This is a genomic window from Iodobacter sp. BJB302, from assembly GCF_002735645.1.
GTDB lineage: Bacteria > Pseudomonadota > Gammaproteobacteria > Burkholderiales > Chitinibacteraceae > Iodobacter.
In genome coordinates, this window is sequence record NZ_PDZG01000022.1 from 39,379 (window position 1) to 60,386 (window position 21,008).

Consider the following 21,008-nt stretch of genomic DNA (forward strand, 5'->3'; position numbering starts at 1 on the left):
AATCAGTGGACCTTGCTGTAGGTATCGGTATAACCAGGAATAGTTTGGCGCAATACATCAATCGGATTGCTGCCTAAGCCGCCTAGCCCGCCCAGCTCAAGCAGGGCGAAGAAGTTGGTATTAAAGGTGCCATCGTTGTTAATGTAGCGTTGGGCGGCAAAGCGCAGTGCCCAGCAGCCGGCATTATATTCAACGCCACTCAGAGTTTCCAAAGCCTTATTGTCACGCAGCGAATAGTTGGCGCGCCCAATCGCGTACCAGCCCCCGCCAAGTGGCCACTGGCCAGAGAAATCAAGCTGTTCGATATTATTGTTACGGCTTTGTACATAACGCATATTCAGCGCACGGTAAGCACCCGGGCTCCAGCCCAGATTAATATCGGAGCGGATGGTGCTGTCGTCGCGGGCGTTGTACTGCAGGCTGTAACCTACCATAAAATCGCGCCAGACCTGCCCGCTTACCGATAGTAATAAATCGGATGACGTTGCTTCTTCGGGCCTGCCCGGAGCATCCAGGGTGACTTTTTGATCGGTAAAGTAAAAGCGCTGGCCTATTGTGGCCCGGACACGCTCAATCCCGGTTGATGATTCGTACAGGCGGGAAGAGAGCGCCAGGGTCAGCTGATTGGCATCATTAATTCGGTCGTTTCCTGAAAACTGGTTTTCAGAAAACATTTGTGCAAACGAGAAGTCAGTAATGGCCGAATCAAAATTAGGCAGTTTGGATTGATCACGGTAAGGCACATAGGCGTAATAAGCCCGTGGCTCTAAAGTTTGCGTGTATTCCTCGCCACCAAAGCGGCTTTCTTTTTCAAAATACAGGCCACTGTCGATGCTGAAAATAGGTAAAACGCGATTTTCGGTGCTGCTGACTTGATCCGGGCCATTGGCGCGTAGCTGATAGCTGGAGGCGTGTACGCTGACCTTTGGCTTAATAAAGCCATAAGAGCCTATAAAAGGCATACTGATCTCAGGCTTTACCCAGACGCGCGTGCCGTTTATTTTGGTCGAGTGATTAAACTCGGTGGCTTCTGCCGCAACGCTCAGTTGTACGCCTTTAATCCAGTCTGGCGAGGCAGAAAAACCAACTTGCGGTACACGGGCATAGGGCTCGTCAACCGGGTTGGTTGTACTTTGAATGGTTTGAAAGCGCTGCCAGCGGCCAAAAGTCTGCCAGTTATCGCCGCGATAACTCAGCACGGCTTCACGCGGTAAATTAGTTTGCGAGGCCACGCTTAAGCGATCACCAAAATCGTTAAAGTAATCGTTATCTGATATTTTTTGCACATTTAAGCTCAGCGACAGGCGATCGGTCAGTGATTGCTGGTGCTGAAATACAATACTGCTGCGGCTGTTGTCTGAAACCGTATCGTTGCTTAAGCCTTCCACTTTCAGCGAGCCTGCGTAATCAGGCTGCATATAGCGAAATTCGCCACCCAGCATCACCCCCCGGCGTGACATATAGCGTGGCGTTAGAGTGAAGTCATAATTGGGCGCTATATTCCAATAGAAAGGCGTGCTGAATTCAAAACCATTACGGTTGTTGGTGCTGAAAGAGGGCGCTAAAAAGCCGGTTTGCCGATTGCTGTTGAGCGGGAAATTCATCCACGGCATATACATAATTGGCGCGCCTTTGAACTCCAGCCAGGCATTGTGGGCTACGCCTTTATTGGTGACGTAATCCAGCTCCAGCTCATTGGCGTGCAAAAACCATGCATTGTCACCAGGCTTGCAGGTGGTAAAGCGGCCATCTTCCAGGCGATATTTATCATCCCCCTCAAAGAGCAGCTTTACCGCATCGCCTCGGCCTAAACCTTGGGCGATGGCATAGTCTGGATTGGTGAGCGTGCCATATTTGGTATCGAGCAAATAATCGAGCTGATTGCCTTTTAAGACATCCCCCTGGCGTGTCATCTCGACCTGATCACCGGCGGTCACCTTATTCGACTTCTGATCGAAGGTGGCCCACTCGGCATTGACGTCAAGATCGCCTCTGTGGAGTTGAACATCGCCTCTGGCCTCAGTGGTCCCGGTTGTGGTGCCAACAACGTTGTCGGCTTCCACATTGATGGGAAGAGGCTCAGCCGAATGCGCCATCGCACAGAGGAGTGCAGCGGCAATTGCGGTGAGACGGAAATGAAATGGTGTGTGGGTCGCGGACATGCGGCCATCAGGAGCTGATAGAATTTGCAGATTCTACTGCATTGCTGGCACCTAAGACCATGACTAGAACAGATTCACTGAATTCCTGGCTGACCGAAACACAGGGTCAAGCCCCAAAAACACTGGAAATTGCGGCTGCTGACGCCAGCGTTCGCTCGTATTGGCGCGCTGTTTTTAGTGACCGAAGCCTGATTATTATGGATGCAAATCCAGCAGATTTTGATTGCCAGCCTTTCTTACAACAGCAGCAACGCCTTGCCACTGCGGGCTTGCCGGTGCCTGCTGTACTGGCACAAAACCTTGAGCAGGGCTGGGTTGTGCTTGAAGATCTGGGTACAAAAACACTCGCCAGTCTGATTGATGCAGACAACGCCGCCAATTATTACCGTCAGGCTATTTCTTTGTTGGTGAAAATGCAGGTGAGCACGCCCGTCGATGGCTTAGCGCCTTTTGATGGTGCATTTATGCAACGCGAAATGGATATTTGCCGCGAATGGTATTTTGGCAAAGCCTATGGCGTGACGCTGGAAGGCAAAGATTTGGGCGTGTGGGAGCGCAGCTGTGCGCTGATCGTTGCACATAATCTGGCTCAGCCAACCCTCTATATGCATCGTGATTTTCACTCCCGCAATATCATGGTGCAGGGCAATGAACTGCGCCTGATTGATTTTCAGGATGCGGTGCTTGGCCCCATTACTTACGATCTGGTGTCTTTGCTTAAAGATGCTTACCTCGCATGGGATGAAGCCTTTGTGCTCGATTTGGCGATTCGTTACTGGGAACAGGCCCGTGCTGCCGGCTTGCCGGTGCACGAAGACTTTGGCGATTTTTATCGCGCATTCGAATGGCAAGGGCTGCAACGCCATCTTAAAATCCTGGGCCTGTTTGCTCGCCTGAAGCACCGCGATGGTAAAGAGCAATACCAGGCTGATATTCCGCGTGTATTTGAATACGTACGCAAAGTTTGCCTGCGTTACAGCGAATTAACGCCGCTGGGCCGCTTGCTGCTTAATTTACACGGCGAGCCTGTGGCAACAGGATTCACCTTCTGATGAAAGCCATGATTCTTGCTGCAGGGCGCGGCGAGCGCATGCGCCCCCTTACCGATGCCTGCCCCAAACCCCTGCTGGAAGTGGGCGGTACGCCGCTCATAGGCTGGCATTTACGCCGTCTTGCTGCTGCGGGGATTAGCGATGTAGTGATCAACCACGCCTGGCTGGGCGCCATGATAGAAGAGCGCCTGGGCGACGGCAGTGCCTGCGGGGTGCGCATCCAATATTCGGCGGAAGAAACCGCGCTGGAAACAGCAGGGGGGATTGCTAAAGCCTTGCCGCTATTGGGGGATGAGCCATTTGCCGTGATCAATGGCGATATTTTTACTGACTATGATTTTGCCAGGTTGCCAGCGATTGCCCGGAATTTGGGTGAAAACCTGGGGCATTTAGTCATGGTAAAAAAAGCGGATTACCCTACTGGCCGTGATTTAGCGATTAATGCCCATGGCAAGGCAAAGCTGTGCGAAGAGGGTGATCAGGCCATGACGTTTGCAGGTGTGGCGGTATATCGTCCCGCGTTTTTTGCAGATATCGCAACAGGGCAAGCCGCAGCGCTTCTTCCTTCATTTATGCGTGGAATGGAAAAATCTCAGCTGCAGGCAGAGTCATTTTCCGGGCTGTGGCTGGATGTGGGGACGGTGGAAAGGCTCAATCAGGCCGATGCCATGCTCAAGGCGGGTTTGGTCTGAATAAATACCGGATAATCCCGCCCTGCGTCTTTATTAACTATGGCGGAGGGGGGGGTACCATCCAGTAATCGTCGTGCGTTTTTTGATTTAGATCAATAAAACGCATTTACCTGCTTTCATCGTAAATAGAACCTTTTTAAGTTACAGCGATAGGAATAATATTGATAGTGGTTCGTATTCAATAATGAATATGACATATATCGCTGTTTTCCTTAGCTTAAAGGTATGTTTATGAAATATCTGGTCCCCGCGATTGCGCTCGCGCTGTCTGCTCAAGCCTACGCTGCAGAATATCCGATTGGTAAGCCAACGATTAAAAATGGCATGGAGCTGGCGGCAGTTTATTTGCAGCCGGTTAAGATGGATCCGGATGGCATGATGCGTAAGGCGGAAGCTTCGGATATTCACCTTGAAGCCGATATTCATGCGGCCAAAGGCAACCCGAATGGCTTTGGCGAAGGTGAATGGGTGCCTTATTTACTGATTAAGTACGAGCTGCAAAAAGTGGGCAGCAAGAATGTGATCAAGGGTGATTTTATGGCCATGGTAGCGAGCGACGGCCCGCATTATGGTGACAATATCAAGCTGGAAGGCCCAGGTAAGTACAAACTGAAATACACCATCTTGCCGCCATCAGAAAATCCACACGCCCACTTTGGCCGCCATGTGGATAAAGAAACTGGCGTTGCGCCCTGGTTTAAGCCTTTTGATCTGAACTATGAATTTACCTACGCCGGAACCGGTAAGAAGGGCGGTTATTAATATCGCCTGATTCAAGGCCCTCAGCTTTGCAGCCGACTGATATTCAGTTCAACAGGCTGCTGGCTGGGGGCTTTGTGCTTTCTTTTGGCTTAAATGTTGTTGGTCTATTGAAGGGATTTTTTGATGCGACGTATTGTGGTGGCTTTGTTAAGCACATGCAGCCTGATGGCGGGTGCGGATGATTTGCTGACTTTCAGGGTGGAGCTTAACGATGGCAAGGTCACGCCAACGCGCATCGAAGCCCCGGCAAAAACCAAATTTAAGCTGATTTTAGTGAATAAGGGCAAGTCGCCTGCCGAATTTGAAAGCCTGCCGCTGCGTAAAGAAAAAGTCCTCGCCCCTGGTGTTGAATCCTTTGTAGTGATTCAGGGGGTATCGGCTGGTGAATATATCTTCTTTGATGATTTCCATCCGCAGGCGCGGGGAGTGATTGTGGTGAAGTAAGGGGGCATTATTTTAGTGCCTTCGGCACGTTGATTTAGGTGCGGGATCCCCGCGAAGTATGTGATTTCTGCTTCGCCAAGAAAGTAAGCAAAGAAGGCGACCCCACGAAGCACGAAGGCCCCTCCGCTGCGGACAATCGGGTCGGCGGCGGGCGGGATTGGCTCGTTCCTCGCTCCCTTGCCGAAACCCCGCCCCGCTTGTTCCTCGCTTCGGCGTGCTTCAAGGGGATTTTTAAGCCCCGTACTACGAGTAGAGATAACAATTCAGATTTGTGGGATAGCAATTGTTTTGAACCCAAAGCAAGCGCCTTAATTCAATTCTTGGTTTTTCTCCGTGAAACTCCGCGTTCTCTGTGTCCTCCGTGGTTCAGGATTTAGGTTTTTGTCTCATATGTTATTGCAATTTTTAAAGGTTAAAGACTATGGAACAAGTCGCATTTATTGTCTGGCGTGAAAGTGTGGAAGCGCTGCTGGTGGTGGGGATTTTATATGCGTGGTTGCGTGCCAATCCGGTGGCGGGGCAGCGTGGTATGGCTTATCTCTGGGGTGGTGTGGGCCTGGGTCTGGTGTTGTCGGGCTTATTGGCGCTGACGCTATTGGGTGTTTCCAGCTGGCTGGATGATACGGCGCAGGAGTATTTCCAGGCCGCAATGCCTTTGGTGGCCGCCGCGCTGATTGTGCAGATGGTAGTGTGGATGCGTAAAAATGGCCGCAGCCTCAAGCGTGAATTAGAAGGCGGCCTTGCCAGTAATGCGGCGGAGAAAAACTGGTGGGGCTTGCTGTTTTTGGTGGCGCTCGCAGTGGCGCGTGAAGGCAGTGAAACCGTGGTGTTTTTATACGGCAGCGTGGCAGGCAGCAGCAATGGCAGCTCCTTAGCACTTGCAGGTTTGGGCGGCTTTGTGGTGGCGCTGGCGACATTCCAGCTCTTGCAATTGGGCGGTAAATATATTTCCTGGCGCTGGTTTTTTAAGGTGACCGAAATCTTGTTGCTGCTGCTGGCGGGCGCAATGCTGAACTCCGGCGTTGAACATTTGATTGGCATGGGTGTTTTGCCAGCGATTATTGATCCGCTATGGGATAGCTCGGCCTGGCTGGATGAAAGCGCGAGTGTGGGTAAATTGCTGGCCGATTTTGCAGGTTACCGCTCGCACCCGGCTTTATCTTTGCTGGTGATTTGGAGTGGCTATTGGATTGCCACCACATATTTGCTGCGCCGTGTGAGTCGTACAGGGCAATGACTATTTTGAATTCTCGCACCGCTCAGTTCGGCAATTTTTTACGGGACCACGCTCATTGGCTGCGTAAGCTGCAATGGGTGGTGGTTTTTTTCTATTTATTTCTGCTGATTATCCCTACTTTTGTCAGCCTGCCTGATGAAAGCGCGCGGGTTTTTAATCATCTGGTGATCTTTGCGCAGTTTGCATTTTGGGGGATCTGGTGGCCGTTTGTGCTGATCTCCATGCTGCTGATGGGCCGTGTCTGGTGTGGCTGGTTTTGCCCGGAAGGCATGCTGACAGAATGGGCCAGTGAGCGCGGGCGTAATCATACTATTCCACGCTGGATACGCTGGCAGGGCTGGCCCTTTGTGGCCTTCGCCTGTACCACCGTCTACGGCCAGCTGCTGAGTGTGTACCAATATCCTTTGGCCGCCATGCTGGTGCTGGGCGGTTCCACCCTGGCGGCGGTGGGTGTTGGCTATTGGTATGGCCGCAGTAAGCGGGTGTGGTGCCGCTATCTGTGCCCTGTGAATGGCGTGTTTAATTTATTAGCCAAGCTGGCACCCTGGCATTACAAGGTAGACGTGGATGCATGGAAAACGCCACAAGCCAAAGTGATTCCGATTAATTGTGCTCCGCTGGTGCCGATGCGCAATATGCAGGGCGCAACCGAATGCCATATGTGCGGGCGTTGCAGTGATTATCGCGGCGCAATTGCACTGAGCGTGCGCTCGCCGGAAGCTGAAATCACCCAGGTAGCCAAGGGCAGTGGCTGGGAAACCGTACTGATTTTATTTGGCCTGATGGGGCTTGCCGTTGGCGCATTCCAGTGGACGGCCAGCCCGTGGCTGGTGGATGCCAAGCAGATGATGGCCGAGTGGCTGGTGAACCGGGATATCTTCTGGCCGCTGCAAGACAACGCGCCTTGGTGGATTCTGACTCATTACCCAGAGGTGAACGATAGCTTCTCCTGGCTCGATGGCGGCCTGATCGTGGCTTATATCGGCTGCAGCATGCTGTTCCTGGGCGGCAGCCTCTATCTGTGTTTAAAACTGGCCGATTGGATCTTACCCAAGCGTGATGCTTTAAGCGTGCATAAGCTGGCGCAATCCTTTATCCCCGCCGCGGCTTGTGGTGTGTTTTTAGGCCTGTCGGCACTGACGGTGAATTTACTGAAGCATGAAGGTGTAGCAACGGCATGGGCTCCAGCCACCAGAGCCGTGTTGCTGAGCCTGGCGCTATTGTGGTCTCTGCGCTTGTTTTGGCGCCTGGCGGGCCAGCGCACGATGCAATGGGGGCCGCGTTTGGGTGCGCTGACACTGGCGGGCCTCGGGCTGGCTTTATACGGCTGGGCCTGGGTATTGTTGTTTTTTGTGTGGGCCTGACGCAGAGGGTAGCAATTTGACATATTTGGGCTTAATAATCAGCGGGCTCTTTGATCTTACACATTGAGTTCTGCTGCACTGCAACCTAAGCTGGAACAACGATCTCAAGGGGGACGGCCATGTCAGCGTTTACTTTTTTTACGGAACAATCTCAGCGCTACGCCGATTTACAGCACAAATTAAGACAATCGACCGATCCCTTTGGCTTACTTGCCAGCTCGTTTAAGGCGCAGCAGGCATGGTTGCGAAACCCTGTTGCCTTATCCAATGTTTTATTCCGTTATGTTAATGACGTTACAAAGTGGCAAAACTTTACTACGCGGCGCTTCTGGGGCGAAGCCGATAGCGATGTTTTTCCGCCTCACCCGGAAGATGTGCGTTTTTCAGACCCTGTCTGGAGCGACAGCCCCTATTGGGATGGTATTAAAGAATGGTATTTACTCAACACCCATTGGCTGCAGGATGCGCTTTATGCCACGCCGGACATGGGCGAGCACGAGCGTAACCGCAGCGCATTCTGGCTTCGGCAGGTGCTGAACGCAGCGGCCCCGACAAATTTTTTGCTGACGAATCCGGTGGCTATTGCCAGAGCATTAAGCACTAATGGCGAAAGCCTTGTTGCAGGCTATAAGAACTTTAAAGAAGACAAAGCGCGTGGCGATATCAGCATGACTGATATGAACGCGTTTAAAGTAGGGGAAAATCTGGCGACGACTGCAGGATCGGTGGTGTATCGCGGGCGTTTGCTTGAAGTGCTGCATTACGAGGCGACTACACCCACGGTGCACAGCGTGCCGCTGGTGCTGGTGTCCCCATGGATTAATAAGTATTACATCCTCGATATGAACGAGAAAAAAAGCCTCGTGAAGTATCTGGTTGACCAAGGCTTTTCGGTGTTTATCACCAGCTGGAAAAACCCCGATGGCAGCATGCGCGATGTATCGTTTGATGATTATCTGAATGATGGTGTGGCACAAATTATTAAAGTGGCACAGGAAATCAGCGGCAGCGAACAAGTCCATTTATTGGGCTACTGCCTTGGCGGCACGCTTGCTGCGACTTATCTTGCGTGGGCCAATAGAAAAATGCCGGGCAAGGTGCCGGTGGTGTCAGCAACCTTACTCACTACGCTGACTGATTTTGAATATCCTGGTGATATCGAAGTCTTTTTGGATGAAGAAGGCCTCGATTTTATTGATAGCGTGATGGAGAAAAAAGGCTATCTGGACGGCAAAGATATGGCCGCCTCTTTCAGAATGCTGCGCTCCAACAGCCTGATCTGGAATTACTGGGTAGATAATTATTTGCTGGGCCAGACACCAAGCGAATTTGATGTTTTATATTGGAATATGGATTCCACCCGTATGCCAATGAAAATGCACCGCACCTATTTGCGCGAATTGTATTGGAAAAATAAACTTATTCAGCCCGATGCCTTAGAAATTGCCGGGCAAAAAATCGATTTAGGCCAAATTAAGCAGCCGCTGTTTATGGTGAGTGCCGAAGAAGACCATATTGCACCCTGGCGGCAAACTTACACCCTGGCAGATCGCAGCGGGGGCGATGTCACCTTTACCCTCTCCACATCAGGCCATATTATCGGCATCGTTAATCCACCAGGCCCCACATCCAAACGCAGCTACTGGCAAGGCGTGCCTGAGGCAGGCGAAAGCGCCGAAGATTTTTTAGCCCGGCAAAAAAAGGTAGCAGGCTCTTGGTGGCCCAACTGGGTAGAGTGGCTTAAGCCGCAGTGTGGCAAGCAGGTCAAACCAAAATTGTCCAGCCGTGCCCATCCACAACAAGGGGCGGCACCAGGGACTTATGTTTTGGAGTAGTGGCTAAAATTCAAATTCTTTAACATGAAGACCACCAGGGTTCACGGAGAAAAAGTTGATTTAAATGTGGTCAATATAACTTCCCCGAACACGGACCGCTGGCGTAGCTTGGGTTAGCAGGTTTATTAGCAGCGGTTTTCTTGCGGATAAACCTGCCTAACCCAACGGGCTCTGGTGAAAAAAATATTGGATTGCGCGAAATATCGCTGAGCGAGGTAAACCTTGCTCGCAGACCGCTATCCCCAAGCTATAAAATCGCGTTATTCGGGAAGTTATGCACATGTATTATTAATGTGAGTTCACCACTGCGTAATCTTCGTTTTTAAGTAAAAACATCTACGGGTTTTAATTTATTCCAAGGCGGGCGAAAGCCCGCCTTAACACTTTGAGCCAGCTCAACGCTATGCGCGTTATCTCGTGTTAAAAATGATATGGTAATTTGATATTGTTGCAGACACAGTCCCTCAGTGATAATGGGGGCAGCGATTCACTCTTATGCCTTTTTACGGTATTTAGAGTCATAAAAAGACTTGATGATGATTGGCCTTCCGGTCAAGGCAACGGGGCTTCCTGACAGATAGGGCAAGTCGCCCTGGCCTCCCTCCCCCTTAGCTTCTCTTTGTAAGAGAGGCGGGCGCAGTTTCACCTTAATGCACACAAGGAAAAGATATGGCAACGCGTAATGATCTGGCAAATGCAATCCGCGCTTTAGCAATGGATGCTGTTCAAAAAGCGAATTCCGGCCACCCTGGCATGCCTATGGGTATGGCGGAAATCGGCTTGTCACTGTGGGGCAACCACATGCGCTTTAACCCGACTAATCCACAGTGGGCTGATCGCGACCGTTTTATCTTGTCTAACGGCCACGGCTCCATGCTGCAATACGCTTTGCTGCATCTGACTGGCTACGATGTAACGCTGGATGATCTGAAAAACTTCCGTCAGTTCCACTCCAAAACGCCAGGCCACCCTGAAGTGCATTACACCCCGGGTGTAGAAACCACCACCGGCCCGCTGGGTCAGGGTATTACTAATGCGGTAGGTTTTGCATTGGCAGAAAAACTGCTGGCACGCGATTTCAACAAGCCAGGTCTGGATATCGTTGATCACCACACCTATGTATTCCTTGGCGATGGCTGCCTGATGGAAGGCATCAGCCATGAAGCTTGCGCTTTGGCGGGTACATGGGGCCTCGGTAAGCTCATCGCATTCTGGGATGACAACGGTATTTCTATCGACGGTCATGTAGAAGGCTGGTTTACTGACGATACCCCTAAGCGTTTTGAAGCTTACAACTGGCATGTTTTATCTGTAGACGGCCATGATGTGGATGCGCTGGATGCTGCCATCGTTGCTGCTAAAGCGGTTACAGACAAACCAACACTGATCTGCTGCAAAACCATTATTGGTAAAGGCTCGCCCAATAAAGCGGCCAGCCACGATTGCCACGGCGCGCCACTGGGCGATGCTGAAATCGCTGCCACTCGCGCAGCAATTGGCTGGAACCACGGCCCGTTCGAAATCCCTGCTGATGTATACGCTGGCTGGGACAAAAAAGAATCCGGCGCACGTTTAGAATCCGATTGGGATGCCCTGTTTGCCAAGTACGCAGCAGCTTACCCAAGCGACGCTGCAGAATTCAAACGCCGTATGAGCAATGAATTGCCAGCCAACTGGCAAGATGTGGTGAAGGCTGCAGTAAGCGATGCCAACAGCAAGGCAGAAACAATCGCCTCGCGTAAAGCATCACAAAACGCACTGAATGCCTATGCGCCGCAAGTGCCAGAATTATTGGGCGGCTCGGCTGATCTGACCGGCTCTAACCTGACCAACTGGAAAGGCTGCGTTTCACTGAAACGTGAAGGCAATGAGCTGATTGGTAACCATATCAGCTACGGCGTGCGTGAATTTGGTATGAGCGCCATTATGAATGGTGTGGTGCTGCACGGCGGTTTCCGTCCTTACGGCGCAACCTTCCTGATGTTCTGCGAATACGCACTGAACGCCCTGCGTATGGCCTCTCTAATGAAGACCAACAACCTCTTCGTTTACACCCACGATTCGATTGGTCTGGGTGAAGATGGGCCAACACACCAGCCGGTAGAGCAGCTGCAAACGCTACGTTGCATTCCTAACCACCATGTATGGCGTCCATGCGACACCGTAGAATCGATGGTGGCCTGGGCTCATGCGATTGAACAAAAATCAACGCCTTCGTCCCTGATTTTCAGCCGTCAAAACTTAATGTTTATGGCGCGTGATGAAGCCACCATCGCCAATATCAAGAAAGGCGGCTACGTATTAAAAGACGTAGCAAATCCTGCTGTTATCTTGATTGCAACTGGCTCTGAAGTAGAGCTGGCTGTGAAAGCGGCCGAAGCACTGGCAAGCGATGGTGTTGCTGCCCGTGTAGTGTCTATGCCATCGACCAATGTATTTGATGCGCAAGATGCAGCTTACAAAGCAGCTGTATTGCCGCGTGGCGTAGCACGTTTGGCGATTGAAGCAGGCACTTCTGATTTCTGGCGCAAATATGTAGGTCTCGAAGGCGATGTTATTGGCATGGATACCTTTGGTGAATCTGCACCTGCCGGCCAATTGTTTAAACACTTTGGCTTTACTGTAGAAAATGTAGTGGCTAAGGCTAAAGCAATTATTGCTTAACTGGCCAGGGCTGAAGAGGGAGGGTAACAAAACCCTCCTGAATAAAAAAACGGGCATTTATGCCCGTTTTTTTATGATAAAAATAATTTAAAGATCAAGAGCGAATAATTTTAGTTCTTTATGCAGGGACAGCGTTTTAATGAGTTTAAAGTTTAATTTATTCAGCAATTGCATTGATGTTTGATTATTTAAATCCGTTGTTGCCAGCAGGCGGGTCATGTTTAATACTTCTTTAGCGTATTTAACAACACCCGTGGCCGCCTCAAAGGCAAACCCCTGGCCCCAGTATTGCGGCAAAAAGGCATAGCCTAAGTCTGCATCTTCCAAATAATCTCGTTTTAACAGGCCACAGAGGCCAATGGGTGTTTCAGAATCTCTCAGTTTTACAATATATAAGCTAAAGCCAAGGCGGTTTTGCATATCAACAGGGCCATTTATAATAGCGGCTTGTGCTTCTTCTAAAGTGCGAATTCCCCGGTCACCAATAAATTGATGCCACGATGGCTCGTTCAGAAGCTGCAGATAAAATGCAGCATCTTCAATGCTGATTGTGCTGAGGCAAAGGCGGGTGGTTGTAATATGTGGCATGGCAGCATCTGCAAAATGGGTATGATTTATTCTACCGCGATTTGCCTAGTGTATAAGTTTTGGGCTGGTTTCCTGATGGGCAAAGTTAAACAGCCACATGGATAATTCAGCTGTAGCCATAGGCTTTGCATAAAGATAGCCCTGAATATAGTCGCCGCCAAGCTGGGCAATGCAGCTGGCTTGCCCGGTTGTTTCTACCCCTTCGCAAATGACTTTCATATTTAAGCCATGAGCCATTTCGATGACTGCCTTAATCAATGTTTCGCCTCCCTCGCCAATTCTGTTTACAAAAGCACGGTCAACTTTCAATATGCTGATAGGCAGCGCATGCAGGCGTGCTAAAGAAGAATAGCCGGTACCAAAATCGTCAATATGAAATTTTATTCCTAATTCGCAGCATTTCAGCATGGTTTCGGTTAGCTCAGATTCATTTTTTGCAAATAAAGATTCGGTGACTTCCAAGTTTAATAAATGGGGAGGGAAATCAGTTTCTAATAAAATGGCGTGCAAATCATCAAAAAAGTCATTTTCCAGCATTTCCTGAACACTGATATTAACAGAAAGGCGTAAATCCGGATAAACGCCAAATTCCATTTTAGCCACCATGCAGGCTTTTTTTAGTACGCCCAAAGTATAGCGTCGGATAAGCCGGGCATTTTCTGCAATAGGAATAAAACGATCCGGGCTGATTAAACCAAGCCTTGGGTGAAACCAGCGCCCTAATACTTCCAGTGATTCCAGTTTTTTTCCATCTGTAGATAAAATAGGCTGAAAAGAAATATCAATTAATTCGCCATCTACGCTTGATCTTAAGTCGTTTTCTAATTTTTCATATTCATCAAGCAGGGATTCCATGGCCTTATCAAAAATAACAGTCCGGTCCCGCCCGGCTTGTTTGGCCTGATACATGGCAATATCTGCCTGCTTGATAATATCTTCGGGAAGCAATGTCTTACTAATATCATTATTTAAATACACTAGGCCAATACTGGCTGAAACGCGTAATGTTTTATTCGCAAAATCTACAGGTAATGAAAGTTGTACACGAATTCGCTCAGTAATTTGCTCCGCAATAGGCATGCTGAGCGGATTTGTCAGCATAATGGCAAATTCATCTCCGCCCAGCCGTACTGCACAATCACTTTCACGTATGGTTTCTAAAATTCGTTTTGAAAGCACAATAAGCAGCTGATCACCTGCCGGGTGCCCGTGCACATCATTAATCATTTTAAAACCATCTAAATCAATTAATAATAAGCACAGTGCCTGCATTGATTTTCTGCGCAATAAACTAAGCGATAACTTTAACTGCTCATTTAGACGGCTGCGGTTGCCAAGCGATGTAAGCGGATCATAAAGTGCATCCCTAATTAATTTTTGATGCTGATTTTCTATTTCGTCGAGTAATTCATTGACGGAAAGGGCAAGAAAATCAATTTCATCAATGCCAGAATGTTGCAGGCGCCCGTCTGATTGTTCACCTAAGCGGATTCTGTGCAGTTTCTGGCTGTAAAAGGTAATCCGCTTAATAACCAGATGGCCCAGCCCCAGCATAACTAATATCAGTGATATAGCCCATACAGAAATTAAATTAATAAGCAGTAAAATATAAGCAAATTGCCCTTCTTTATAGAGCGGGCGTACACCATCAATGCTGATTATAAATGGTTGCGCATCTTTGGTTTGCCGTATTGCATGGTATTGCTGATCGCTAAAGCTGATGTTTTCTGCCTGAACATTGGGTGGTAAGAGTTTAAATGGTGTCTGGATCAGTTTTTGCATATGCTGCAGCCTGCTGGCATTAATATGCCTGCCCATAATCGTTATTCCCATTGCCGGGCCACTGCCATTACTTTTTACGATAGGTGAGAATGCTAAAATATAGGCCTGATCATTTAAAAAATATATAGCTGATCTTGAGCTGGTGATGGCTATTTCTTTTTCAATATTTAGTTTTTTTAAAAGCGCGTCAGTTTCCCTGCTTTTTGAATTAATAATGGATTTTCCTGACTCCTGGCCCAGGAAATCGCTGAGAATCACTGATAGTGCTATTTCACCATTGGGATGAATTAAAAAGATGAAGTCATTTCCCATATTGCTGATGGCTTCATAGGTGTAATTTGAAGCAATATATTTTTTATTACCATCTTTCATAAAAGTGCATGTGTCATCCCAGACGGAATAATCGGTTGCAAATTTTTTATGAGAGAGGAGTTGCTCATTGATCAGTAAATTAGCAGCATCTAAATCACTTTGGATGCTTCTTTTTTCAAATTGGGTGAATTTTTCAGAGAGTATCTGGTAAGAAAAATACGAGCCAAAGCTAACGGTCACCAATAGTGTGATACCGAGCAGGCGTAATACTCTGATTCGTAATTTGCTGATCAAGAGATAAATCCTAGTGCAGGGTCTATGTCAGCATAGTTCTTGAATGATTATTTTGCTTGGGGGCGCAGTTGTTTTTCTAAACGAGAACCTGGCGCGTTTCTTTAAAAAATTGATAAATTTGTTGCTCAATGGCTTCGTCTATCATCATTTCTGGCCGTTTACCGTGGGGGCAGGCTAGGGCGGGAGTGGTGCCAAATAGTCTGCAAATCAGCGGGCGCTCTACATAGACGGTGCAGCCTTTCTCGGCAAGGTGGGGGCAGCTCAGGTTTTCCAGCGCATCGGCTTGTTCTGCGGCGCTTTTGCGGGGCAGGCGGGCCATTTCTTCACTGGATGTGGTGACGGGGCCGCAGCAATCGTGGCAGCCTGGAATGCATTCAAATGAAGGAATTCGCTGGCGGAAAAAACGGATTTTTTGACTATTCATCGTTTGGCCACGGTGCAAAGAAAGGGAGGACGGGCTATTTTATGGCACTTTGCTTTTTTGTATTGAAAAAGTGCGGCCATTAATCTGCTGTGATGATATGTCTGTGGTATTTTTTCATGTTATTTACTTGAAATTGATCATAAAGGCATCATATTGCCTTTTAACCTATGCGCTCAGCGCTTTTTAATGATGCCACAGAGTGGCGTCATCTTTTTTGGAGTTTTGAAATGGTACAAGCGACAGCAAGCCACCTTTTAGTAAGCAGCGAAGCCAAGTGCGAAGAATTAAAACAAGAAATTCTGGCCGGTGCTGATTTTGCTGCCGTAGCTAAAAAGCACTCCAGCTGCCCTTCATCTGCTCAAGGTGGTGATCTGGGCTCGTTTGGCCCGGGCATGATGGTGCCGGAATTTGATAAAGTTGTTTTCAGCGCGCCATTGAACGAAGTTCAAGGCCCGGTAAAAACTCAATTCGGTTATCATTTGTTGATAGTAAATAGCCGCAGTTAATCAGCAGCTATTAAGCGGGTTATAAAAAAAGCGCATTCCATATTGGAATGCGCTTTTATATTTCTAAAAATAAATAAATAAATTAATTTATTTTTAGAAGCTGTAGTTTGTACCAACAGTGTATGTTGATAATTTCAAATCTGCAACGTGTGCATATTGATTGTATTCTGCACGCAAGCTAAGGTTTTTGTTGAATGCATATTGTGCACCAACACCAAATAGACCTTTGGTTTGAGAGTCTTCTTTAGAGGACGCGTGCTGGACTCCATTTACGTTTAGTTCATTAGTTAGTTTAATGCGCGCAATCCCTAGGCGGCCAAATACACTAAATGCATCGGTAAATGGATAAGAAGCCAATACGGATGCTTGCACTGCTTTGGCTTTAATAGATGCATCATAAATGCCATGGTATTTTCCTTCAGCTTTACCAAAATCACGGTAACCTAATTCTGCAGCTAGATATGGAGAAAACGTATAACCGCCGTTAATACCCCAAGCGGCATTATTTTTTTTTGGAGTTAGATTCATTGTTTTTTCAGACATTTTACTGATGCCTACGTCTGCTCCAATATAAAAACCTTCAGCAAATACTGGCGATGCAATTAGAGTGGATAAAACTAAGGAAGCAAGAGTATTTTGTTTCATTTTTTTCTACCAATATATATTAAAGAGACAATTCAATATGCAAATGTAATTAATTGCTTTGAATTTTCATATAAAGAAGTGCAAATAGTAGCATCAACTTTTATGGTTTATGTCGTAAATATTTCCGTGTATTTAAAGTGGCAGGTATTTTTAATTACATCTCTTGCAGCACTTCAATTCCTAATAAATCCAGACCCGTTTGCAGGGTTTTAGCTGCTGCCTGGCAAAGGGCTAAGCGGCTGCTGCGGGTATCGCCTTCAGCTTTAAGTACCGGGCAGGCGTCGTAAAAGCGTGAGAAACGGGTGGCAAGGGTGTAAAGATAGCTGCATAAAACGTGCGGGCAGGTGTCGTTTGCGGCTTGTTGCAAGATATCCGGGAATTGAACCAGTGTGAGGGCAAGCGCGTGCTCGGCAGGCTCGATTAACTCGATTTTTGCATTGGCGTCTACATCACCCGCCTGACGGAAGATGCTGGCGATACGGGTGTAGGCGTATTGCAGATACGGCGCGGTATTGCCTTCAAAGCTAAGCATGCTGTTCCAGTCGAAGACATAATCGCTGGTGCGGTGCTTGGACAGATCCGAGTATTTTACCGCAGCAATCCCTACCGCGTGGGCGATATGGTGGCGGGTGGCTTCATCCATATTTGGATTTTTGCTGCTGACCAGATCAAAGGCGCGGCTTTCCGCTTCGGAGAGTAAATCCACCAGCTTAATCAGCTCGCCACTGCGGGTTTTGAATGGCTTGCCATCGTCGCCCATCATGGTGCCAAAGGCGACGTGTTCTAGGTGGGTGTCGGCGGGCACAAAGCCTGCTTTACGCGCCACGGTAAACAGCTGCTGAAAGTGTAGGCCCTGACGGGCATCAACTACATACAGAATACGGTTTGCACCCAGCCCGCCGGTACGGTAGCGGGCTGTGGCTAAATCGGATGTGGAATAAAGAAAGCCACCGCCTTGTTTTTGTACAATAAAGGCAGCTGCATCGCCATCTTTATTGCGGAATTCTTCAAGGAATACCACTTGTGCGCCCTGGCTTTCGGTAAGTAAACCTTGGGCACGCAGATCATCGATCACGACGGGTAAATCATCGTTATAAGAAGATTCGCCTTTTACATCATCGCGGGTCAGCAACAGGCCAAGCTTTTGATAAACATCTTCGCAATGCTTCATCGATATATTGAGGAAGCGTTGCCACAGCGCGCGCACTTCAGCGTCGCCAGATTGCAGCTTCACGACATATTCGCGGGATAAATCAGCAAAAGCAGGGTCGGCATCAAAGCGCACTTTGGCGGCGCGGTAGAAGCCTTCCAAATCGCCCAGCTCTAATTCCGAATTTTGATTTTCGTTTTCCAGCATATAGGCAGTCAGCATGCCAAATTGCGTGCCCCAATCGCCAACGTGATTTTGGCGGATGACTTTATGGCCCAGATAGCTGTAAATGCGTGTCAGCGAATCGCCAATAATGCTGGAGCGCAAATGGCCCACATGCATTTCTTTGGCGAGATTCGGCGAGGAATAATCAATCACCACGGTTTCAGCTTGGGCCACCGCGGTGCCAAGCCGTGCATCGGCCTGCTGGGTGCCTAGGGTTTGTGCCAGAAACGCATTACTCAGGGTGATATTTATAAAGCCCGGGCCCGCGATTTCCAGCTTATCAGCAATGCCTGCCAGATCAACACAGGCCAGCACTTGTTCAGCCAGTGCGCGAGGATTGGTTTTCAGGGCTTTTGCCGCGCCCATAATCCCATTGGCCTGATAGTCGCCAAATTCTGGTTTGGATGCTACTTGAATATTCGGTGACGCATCAGGAGCGCCAACCTGGGCCAGTGCAGCAGCAAAGCGGGAGGTGAGTAATTGATGAACAGCCATGATGGGGACTCGGTATGAATTTGGCCTCTATTGTAATCGCATTCGAAAGGCAAGCGGACGTAGATGTCATGATTGCCGTTGTTTTAACCTTATTGGGTGGCGCTGATTCACTGAATATAGAATCCGTTTTATCAAACTGCCCGTATTGCCTTAGTTCCCGGATGCATTTTTTATGCAAAGATGATTTATCGCAGTGTGTGTTGGTTCAAATAATGGATTAAGCGCGGTGATCAAGGCTTGGCATTGCTTGTTAATCACTCTATTCTTAAATGAAAAATATATTAATTCAGGCAAGCCAGACGGGGCCGCCGCGAAGCATGAGTTTGAACTCAGGAAAATAATTAATGGCACTTGATCATGATGAAGACTGGATGCTGGAGGATGATGAGAATGATGCGTCAGCCTCTGCTGCGCTTGTTCGTCAGCCTTGGAAGCTGCTCATTGTGGATGATGAGCCGGATGTTCATCGCGCTACGATTCTGGCCTTAAAAAATATCGTTTTTAAAGGGCGAGGTTTAGAAATCCTCCATGCTTATTCCGGGCAGGAAGGGTTTGAGAAGCTAGCGGAGCATCATGATATTGCTTTAGCGATTTTAGATGTGGTTATGGAAACCGACGACGCAGGCTTACGCCTTGTGCGGCGTATTCGTGATGAATTAGGCAATCAGCTGGTACGTATTGTGTTGCGTACCGGGCAGCCGGGGCATGCTCCGGAGCAGCAGGTGGTGCTTGAGTACGATATTAATGATTACAAAACTAAAACCGAGCTGGTCGCGAATAAAATATTTACCACGGTTATTGCTTCATTACGCAGTTTTGAGAGCCTGCATGCATTAGAAAAAAGTAGCCAGGGATTAGCCAAAATATTGGAAGGCGCAACCAATCTTTATCAATTGCATTCCTTAAAAGAGTTTGCCTCGGGTGTTTTGAAGCAGGTCGGTGCAATTTTAAATTTAGGCGAATACGGCATGCTCTGTGCTCAGTCTAAAAGTAATCTGCAGAGTTTTGAGGTTTTAGCCGCAACAGGCCCATTTACTACTCTTTTAGATGGCAAGACTCTTGCCGAAGACAGCCGCTTATTAGTAGCCCTTAATACCGCATTACAAAAAAAATGCAGCCAGTCTGATTATCCTTACGAAGTGCTATATATCGCCGGGCGTAACAGCTACGACTTTGTGGTGCATTTCTTGCCGCCATGGCCTTTAGAGGCGGTAGACAGAAACCTGCTGGATATATTCTGTGAGCGCATTTCTGCCGCCATGGATAATCTTTATTTGTACCAGCAATTACGCCGCTCGCAAGAAGCCACAGTCATGGCCTTGGCTGATTTAGGAGAGTTCCGCGATCAGACGACGGGCGATCATGTCTTACGTGTGCAAAAACTGACCGACGCAATTGCGGGCCGGCTCAAAGCTAAAAATGCCTTTCCGGAGCATATGGATAATGCATTTATGGAGATGGTCGGCATGGCCAGTATCTTGCATGATGTGGGTAAGGTGGGCACGCCGGATCATATTTTGTTTAAGCCGGGCAAACTCACCGCAGAAGAGCGGGAGATTATGAATCAGCACTCACCTATGGGGGCAGCCATTTTAGCCAGAACGGTGGCGCTGGTTGAGGGGACAACTTATTTATCGCTGGGAGCCGAAATCGCGGGCGGCCATCATGAGCACTTTGATGGTAATGGCTACCCCTTGGGGATTAAGGGCGATGAAATTCCGCTTTCAGCAAGGATTGTGGCCCTGGTGGATGTGTTTGATGCCCTGCTGCATAAGCGCCCCTATAAGGAACCATGGACGCTGGATGAAACCATGGCTTATGTCAGAGAGCGCTCTGGCACACAGTTTGATCCGCTGATTGTGGCTGCGCTGGATGAGGTGGTTGCCGAAGGGCTGCTGCCTTTGGATTTATTGAAAGACCCCGATGCGTAGCAGGCCTGTTGCCTGATTTTTCTTCAGAATATAAAAAAGCCGTTCATTGAACTGCACCCCAAAAGTTGGACACCCGTCCATATTTTTGGGGTGTTTTTATGTCCAAGTACTCAACGCAATTCAAGCTCTCTGTCGTTCAGCAATATTTAACTGGCGAAGCAGGTATCAAAACGATCACCAACCAACACGGCATTGAGCAGGCCATGTTTCGTCGCTGGGTGAGGTCGTTTCGCCAGCATGGCGAATCGGGTTTAGCGCCCAAATACAGTCATTACAATGCAGCATTCAAGCTCTCCGTGCTCCAGCACATGTGGGATAATCATCTCTCCCAGCAGGAAACGAACGCTTATTTTGATATTCGTAGCCCCACTTGCTTGAATCAATGGAGCGCGCAGTATGACACTGGCGGAATGGCTGCCCTTGAACCTGCAACTAAAGGTCGAA

17 protein-coding genes are annotated in these 21,008 nt (G+C 48.6%); 11 read left to right on the top strand and 6 right to left on the bottom strand.

Annotated features, from left to right (window positions below; translation table 11 throughout):
- Positions 1 to 2: 2 nt before the first annotated feature.
- Complete coding sequence (locus CSQ88_RS09305) at positions 3 to 2,162, bottom strand: LPS-assembly protein LptD (protein WP_099397834.1); 2,160 nt, start codon at positions 2,160 to 2,162, stop codon at positions 3 to 5.
- 59 nt (positions 2,163 to 2,221) lie between these two features.
- On the opposite strand from CSQ88_RS09305, the gene CSQ88_RS09310 reads away from it, so the two are divergent.
- The 8 genes from CSQ88_RS09310 (at position 2,222) to tkt (ending at position 12,212) form a co-directional block, all read left to right on the top strand.
- Positions 2,222 to 3,214: an aminoglycoside phosphotransferase family protein gene (locus tag CSQ88_RS09310; protein ID WP_099397835.1), complete on the top strand. Its 993-nt coding sequence runs from the start codon at positions 2,222 to 2,224 to the stop codon at positions 3,212 to 3,214.
- The gene (gene murU, locus CSQ88_RS09315; protein WP_099397836.1) at positions 3,214 to 3,906 is read left to right on the top strand and encodes an N-acetylmuramate alpha-1-phosphate uridylyltransferase MurU; all 693 of its coding nucleotides are present in this window, start codon (positions 3,214 to 3,216) and stop codon (positions 3,904 to 3,906) included. The genes CSQ88_RS09310 and murU overlap by 1 nt, the downstream gene beginning before the upstream one ends.
- A 231-nt stretch (positions 3,907 to 4,137) precedes the next feature.
- On the top strand, positions 4,138 to 4,668 hold the full coding sequence (locus CSQ88_RS09320; protein WP_306475241.1) for an iron transporter: 531 nt from the start codon (positions 4,138 to 4,140) through the stop codon (positions 4,666 to 4,668).
- A gap of 123 nt (positions 4,669 to 4,791) precedes the next feature.
- Positions 4,792 to 5,112 (top strand): cupredoxin domain-containing protein, encoded by a 321-nt coding sequence (locus CSQ88_RS09325; RefSeq protein WP_099397838.1) that lies wholly within the window; start codon positions 4,792 to 4,794, stop codon positions 5,110 to 5,112.
- A 421-nt stretch (positions 5,113 to 5,533) separates the two neighbouring features.
- Entirely contained in the window at positions 5,534 to 6,349 is an 816-nt protein-coding gene (locus CSQ88_RS09330; protein WP_099397839.1) for an FTR1 family protein, read from the top strand.
- A complete protein-coding gene (locus tag CSQ88_RS09335; RefSeq protein WP_099397840.1) occupies positions 6,346 to 7,713 on the top strand; it encodes a 4Fe-4S binding protein in 1,368 nt (455 codons plus the stop codon). Before CSQ88_RS09330 ends, CSQ88_RS09335 begins: the two co-directional genes overlap by 4 nt.
- Positions 7,714 to 7,832: 119 nt before the next feature.
- On the top strand, positions 7,833 to 9,548 hold the full coding sequence (locus tag CSQ88_RS09340; protein WP_099397841.1) for an alpha/beta hydrolase: 1,716 nt from the start codon (positions 7,833 to 7,835) through the stop codon (positions 9,546 to 9,548).
- Positions 9,549 to 10,217: 669 nt separating this feature from the next.
- Positions 10,218 to 12,212 (top strand): transketolase, encoded by a 1,995-nt coding sequence (gene tkt, locus CSQ88_RS09345; protein ID WP_099397842.1) that lies wholly within the window; start codon positions 10,218 to 10,220, stop codon positions 12,210 to 12,212.
- An 87-nt stretch (positions 12,213 to 12,299) separates the two neighbouring features.
- Here the strand turns inward: tkt and CSQ88_RS09350 are convergent, their stop codons facing one another.
- The 3 genes from CSQ88_RS09350 to CSQ88_RS09360 form a co-directional block, all read right to left on the bottom strand.
- The gene (locus tag CSQ88_RS09350; RefSeq protein ID WP_099397843.1) at positions 12,300 to 12,800 is read right to left on the bottom strand and encodes a GNAT family N-acetyltransferase; all 501 of its coding nucleotides are present in this window, start codon (positions 12,798 to 12,800) and stop codon (positions 12,300 to 12,302) included.
- A gap of 45 nt (positions 12,801 to 12,845) precedes the next feature.
- Complete coding sequence (locus tag CSQ88_RS09355; RefSeq protein WP_099397844.1) at positions 12,846 to 15,188, bottom strand: EAL domain-containing protein; 2,343 nt, start codon at positions 15,186 to 15,188, stop codon at positions 12,846 to 12,848.
- A gap of 76 nt (positions 15,189 to 15,264) precedes the next feature.
- Entirely contained in the window at positions 15,265 to 15,612 is a 348-nt protein-coding gene (locus CSQ88_RS09360) for a YkgJ family cysteine cluster protein (protein ID WP_099397845.1), read from the bottom strand.
- A 227-nt stretch (positions 15,613 to 15,839) separates the two neighbouring features.
- Here CSQ88_RS09360 and CSQ88_RS09365 point away from each other — a divergent pair, with 227 nt between their 5' ends.
- Positions 15,840 to 16,118 (top strand): peptidylprolyl isomerase, encoded by a 279-nt coding sequence (locus CSQ88_RS09365; RefSeq protein ID WP_099397855.1) that lies wholly within the window; start codon positions 15,840 to 15,842, stop codon positions 16,116 to 16,118.
- Between the two features lie 93 nt (positions 16,119 to 16,211).
- Here the strand turns inward: CSQ88_RS09365 and CSQ88_RS09370 are convergent, their stop codons facing one another.
- Complete coding sequence (locus tag CSQ88_RS09370) at positions 16,212 to 16,763, bottom strand: porin (protein ID WP_099397846.1); 552 nt, start codon at positions 16,761 to 16,763, stop codon at positions 16,212 to 16,214.
- Between the two features lie 154 nt (positions 16,764 to 16,917).
- Positions 16,918 to 18,633: an arginine--tRNA ligase gene (argS, locus tag CSQ88_RS09375; RefSeq protein ID WP_099397847.1), complete on the bottom strand. Its 1,716-nt coding sequence runs from the start codon at positions 18,631 to 18,633 to the stop codon at positions 16,918 to 16,920.
- 344 nt (positions 18,634 to 18,977) lie between these two features.
- On the opposite strand from argS, the gene CSQ88_RS09385 reads away from it, so the two are divergent.
- Positions 18,978 to 20,564, top strand: a complete 1,587-nt coding sequence (locus CSQ88_RS09385) for a response regulator (RefSeq protein ID WP_099397849.1) — start codon at positions 18,978 to 18,980, stop codon at positions 20,562 to 20,564.
- 98 nt (positions 20,565 to 20,662) lie between these two features.
- Positions 20,663 to 21,008, top strand: a 346-nt coding sequence (locus CSQ88_RS09390; RefSeq protein WP_143449454.1) for a helix-turn-helix domain-containing protein, incomplete at its 3' end; no start/stop codon positions are given.

Coding starts and splice junctions, on each gene's coding strand:
- murU (WP_099397836.1), top strand. CDS start 3,214: ATGAAAGCCATGATTCTTGCTGCAGGGCGCGGCGAGCGCATGCGCCCC.
- CSQ88_RS09370 (WP_099397846.1), bottom strand. CDS start 16,763: ATGAAACAAAATACTCTTGCTTCCTTAGTTTTATCCACTCTAATTGCA.
- CSQ88_RS09325 (WP_099397838.1), top strand. CDS start 4,792: ATGCGACGTATTGTGGTGGCTTTGTTAAGCACATGCAGCCTGATGGCG.
- CSQ88_RS09330 (WP_099397839.1), top strand. CDS start 5,534: ATGGAACAAGTCGCATTTATTGTCTGGCGTGAAAGTGTGGAAGCGCTG.
- CSQ88_RS09335 (WP_099397840.1), top strand. CDS start 6,346: ATGACTATTTTGAATTCTCGCACCGCTCAGTTCGGCAATTTTTTACGG.
- CSQ88_RS09360 (WP_099397845.1), bottom strand. CDS start 15,612: ATGAATAGTCAAAAAATCCGTTTTTTCCGCCAGCGAATTCCTTCATTT.
- CSQ88_RS09340 (WP_099397841.1), top strand. CDS start 7,833: ATGTCAGCGTTTACTTTTTTTACGGAACAATCTCAGCGCTACGCCGAT.
- CSQ88_RS09350 (WP_099397843.1), bottom strand. CDS start 12,800: ATGCCACATATTACAACCACCCGCCTTTGCCTCAGCACAATCAGCATT.
- tkt (WP_099397842.1), top strand. CDS start 10,218: ATGGCAACGCGTAATGATCTGGCAAATGCAATCCGCGCTTTAGCAATG.
- CSQ88_RS09385 (WP_099397849.1), top strand. CDS start 18,978: ATGGCACTTGATCATGATGAAGACTGGATGCTGGAGGATGATGAGAAT.
- CSQ88_RS09310 (WP_099397835.1), top strand. CDS start 2,222: ATGACTAGAACAGATTCACTGAATTCCTGGCTGACCGAAACACAGGGT.
- CSQ88_RS09305 (WP_099397834.1), bottom strand. CDS start 2,162: ATGTCCGCGACCCACACACCATTTCATTTCCGTCTCACCGCAATTGCC.
- CSQ88_RS09365 (WP_099397855.1), top strand. CDS start 15,840: ATGGTACAAGCGACAGCAAGCCACCTTTTAGTAAGCAGCGAAGCCAAG.
- argS (WP_099397847.1), bottom strand. CDS start 18,633: ATGGCTGTTCATCAATTACTCACCTCCCGCTTTGCTGCTGCACTGGCC.
- CSQ88_RS09320 (WP_306475241.1), top strand. CDS start 4,138: ATGAAATATCTGGTCCCCGCGATTGCGCTCGCGCTGTCTGCTCAAGCC.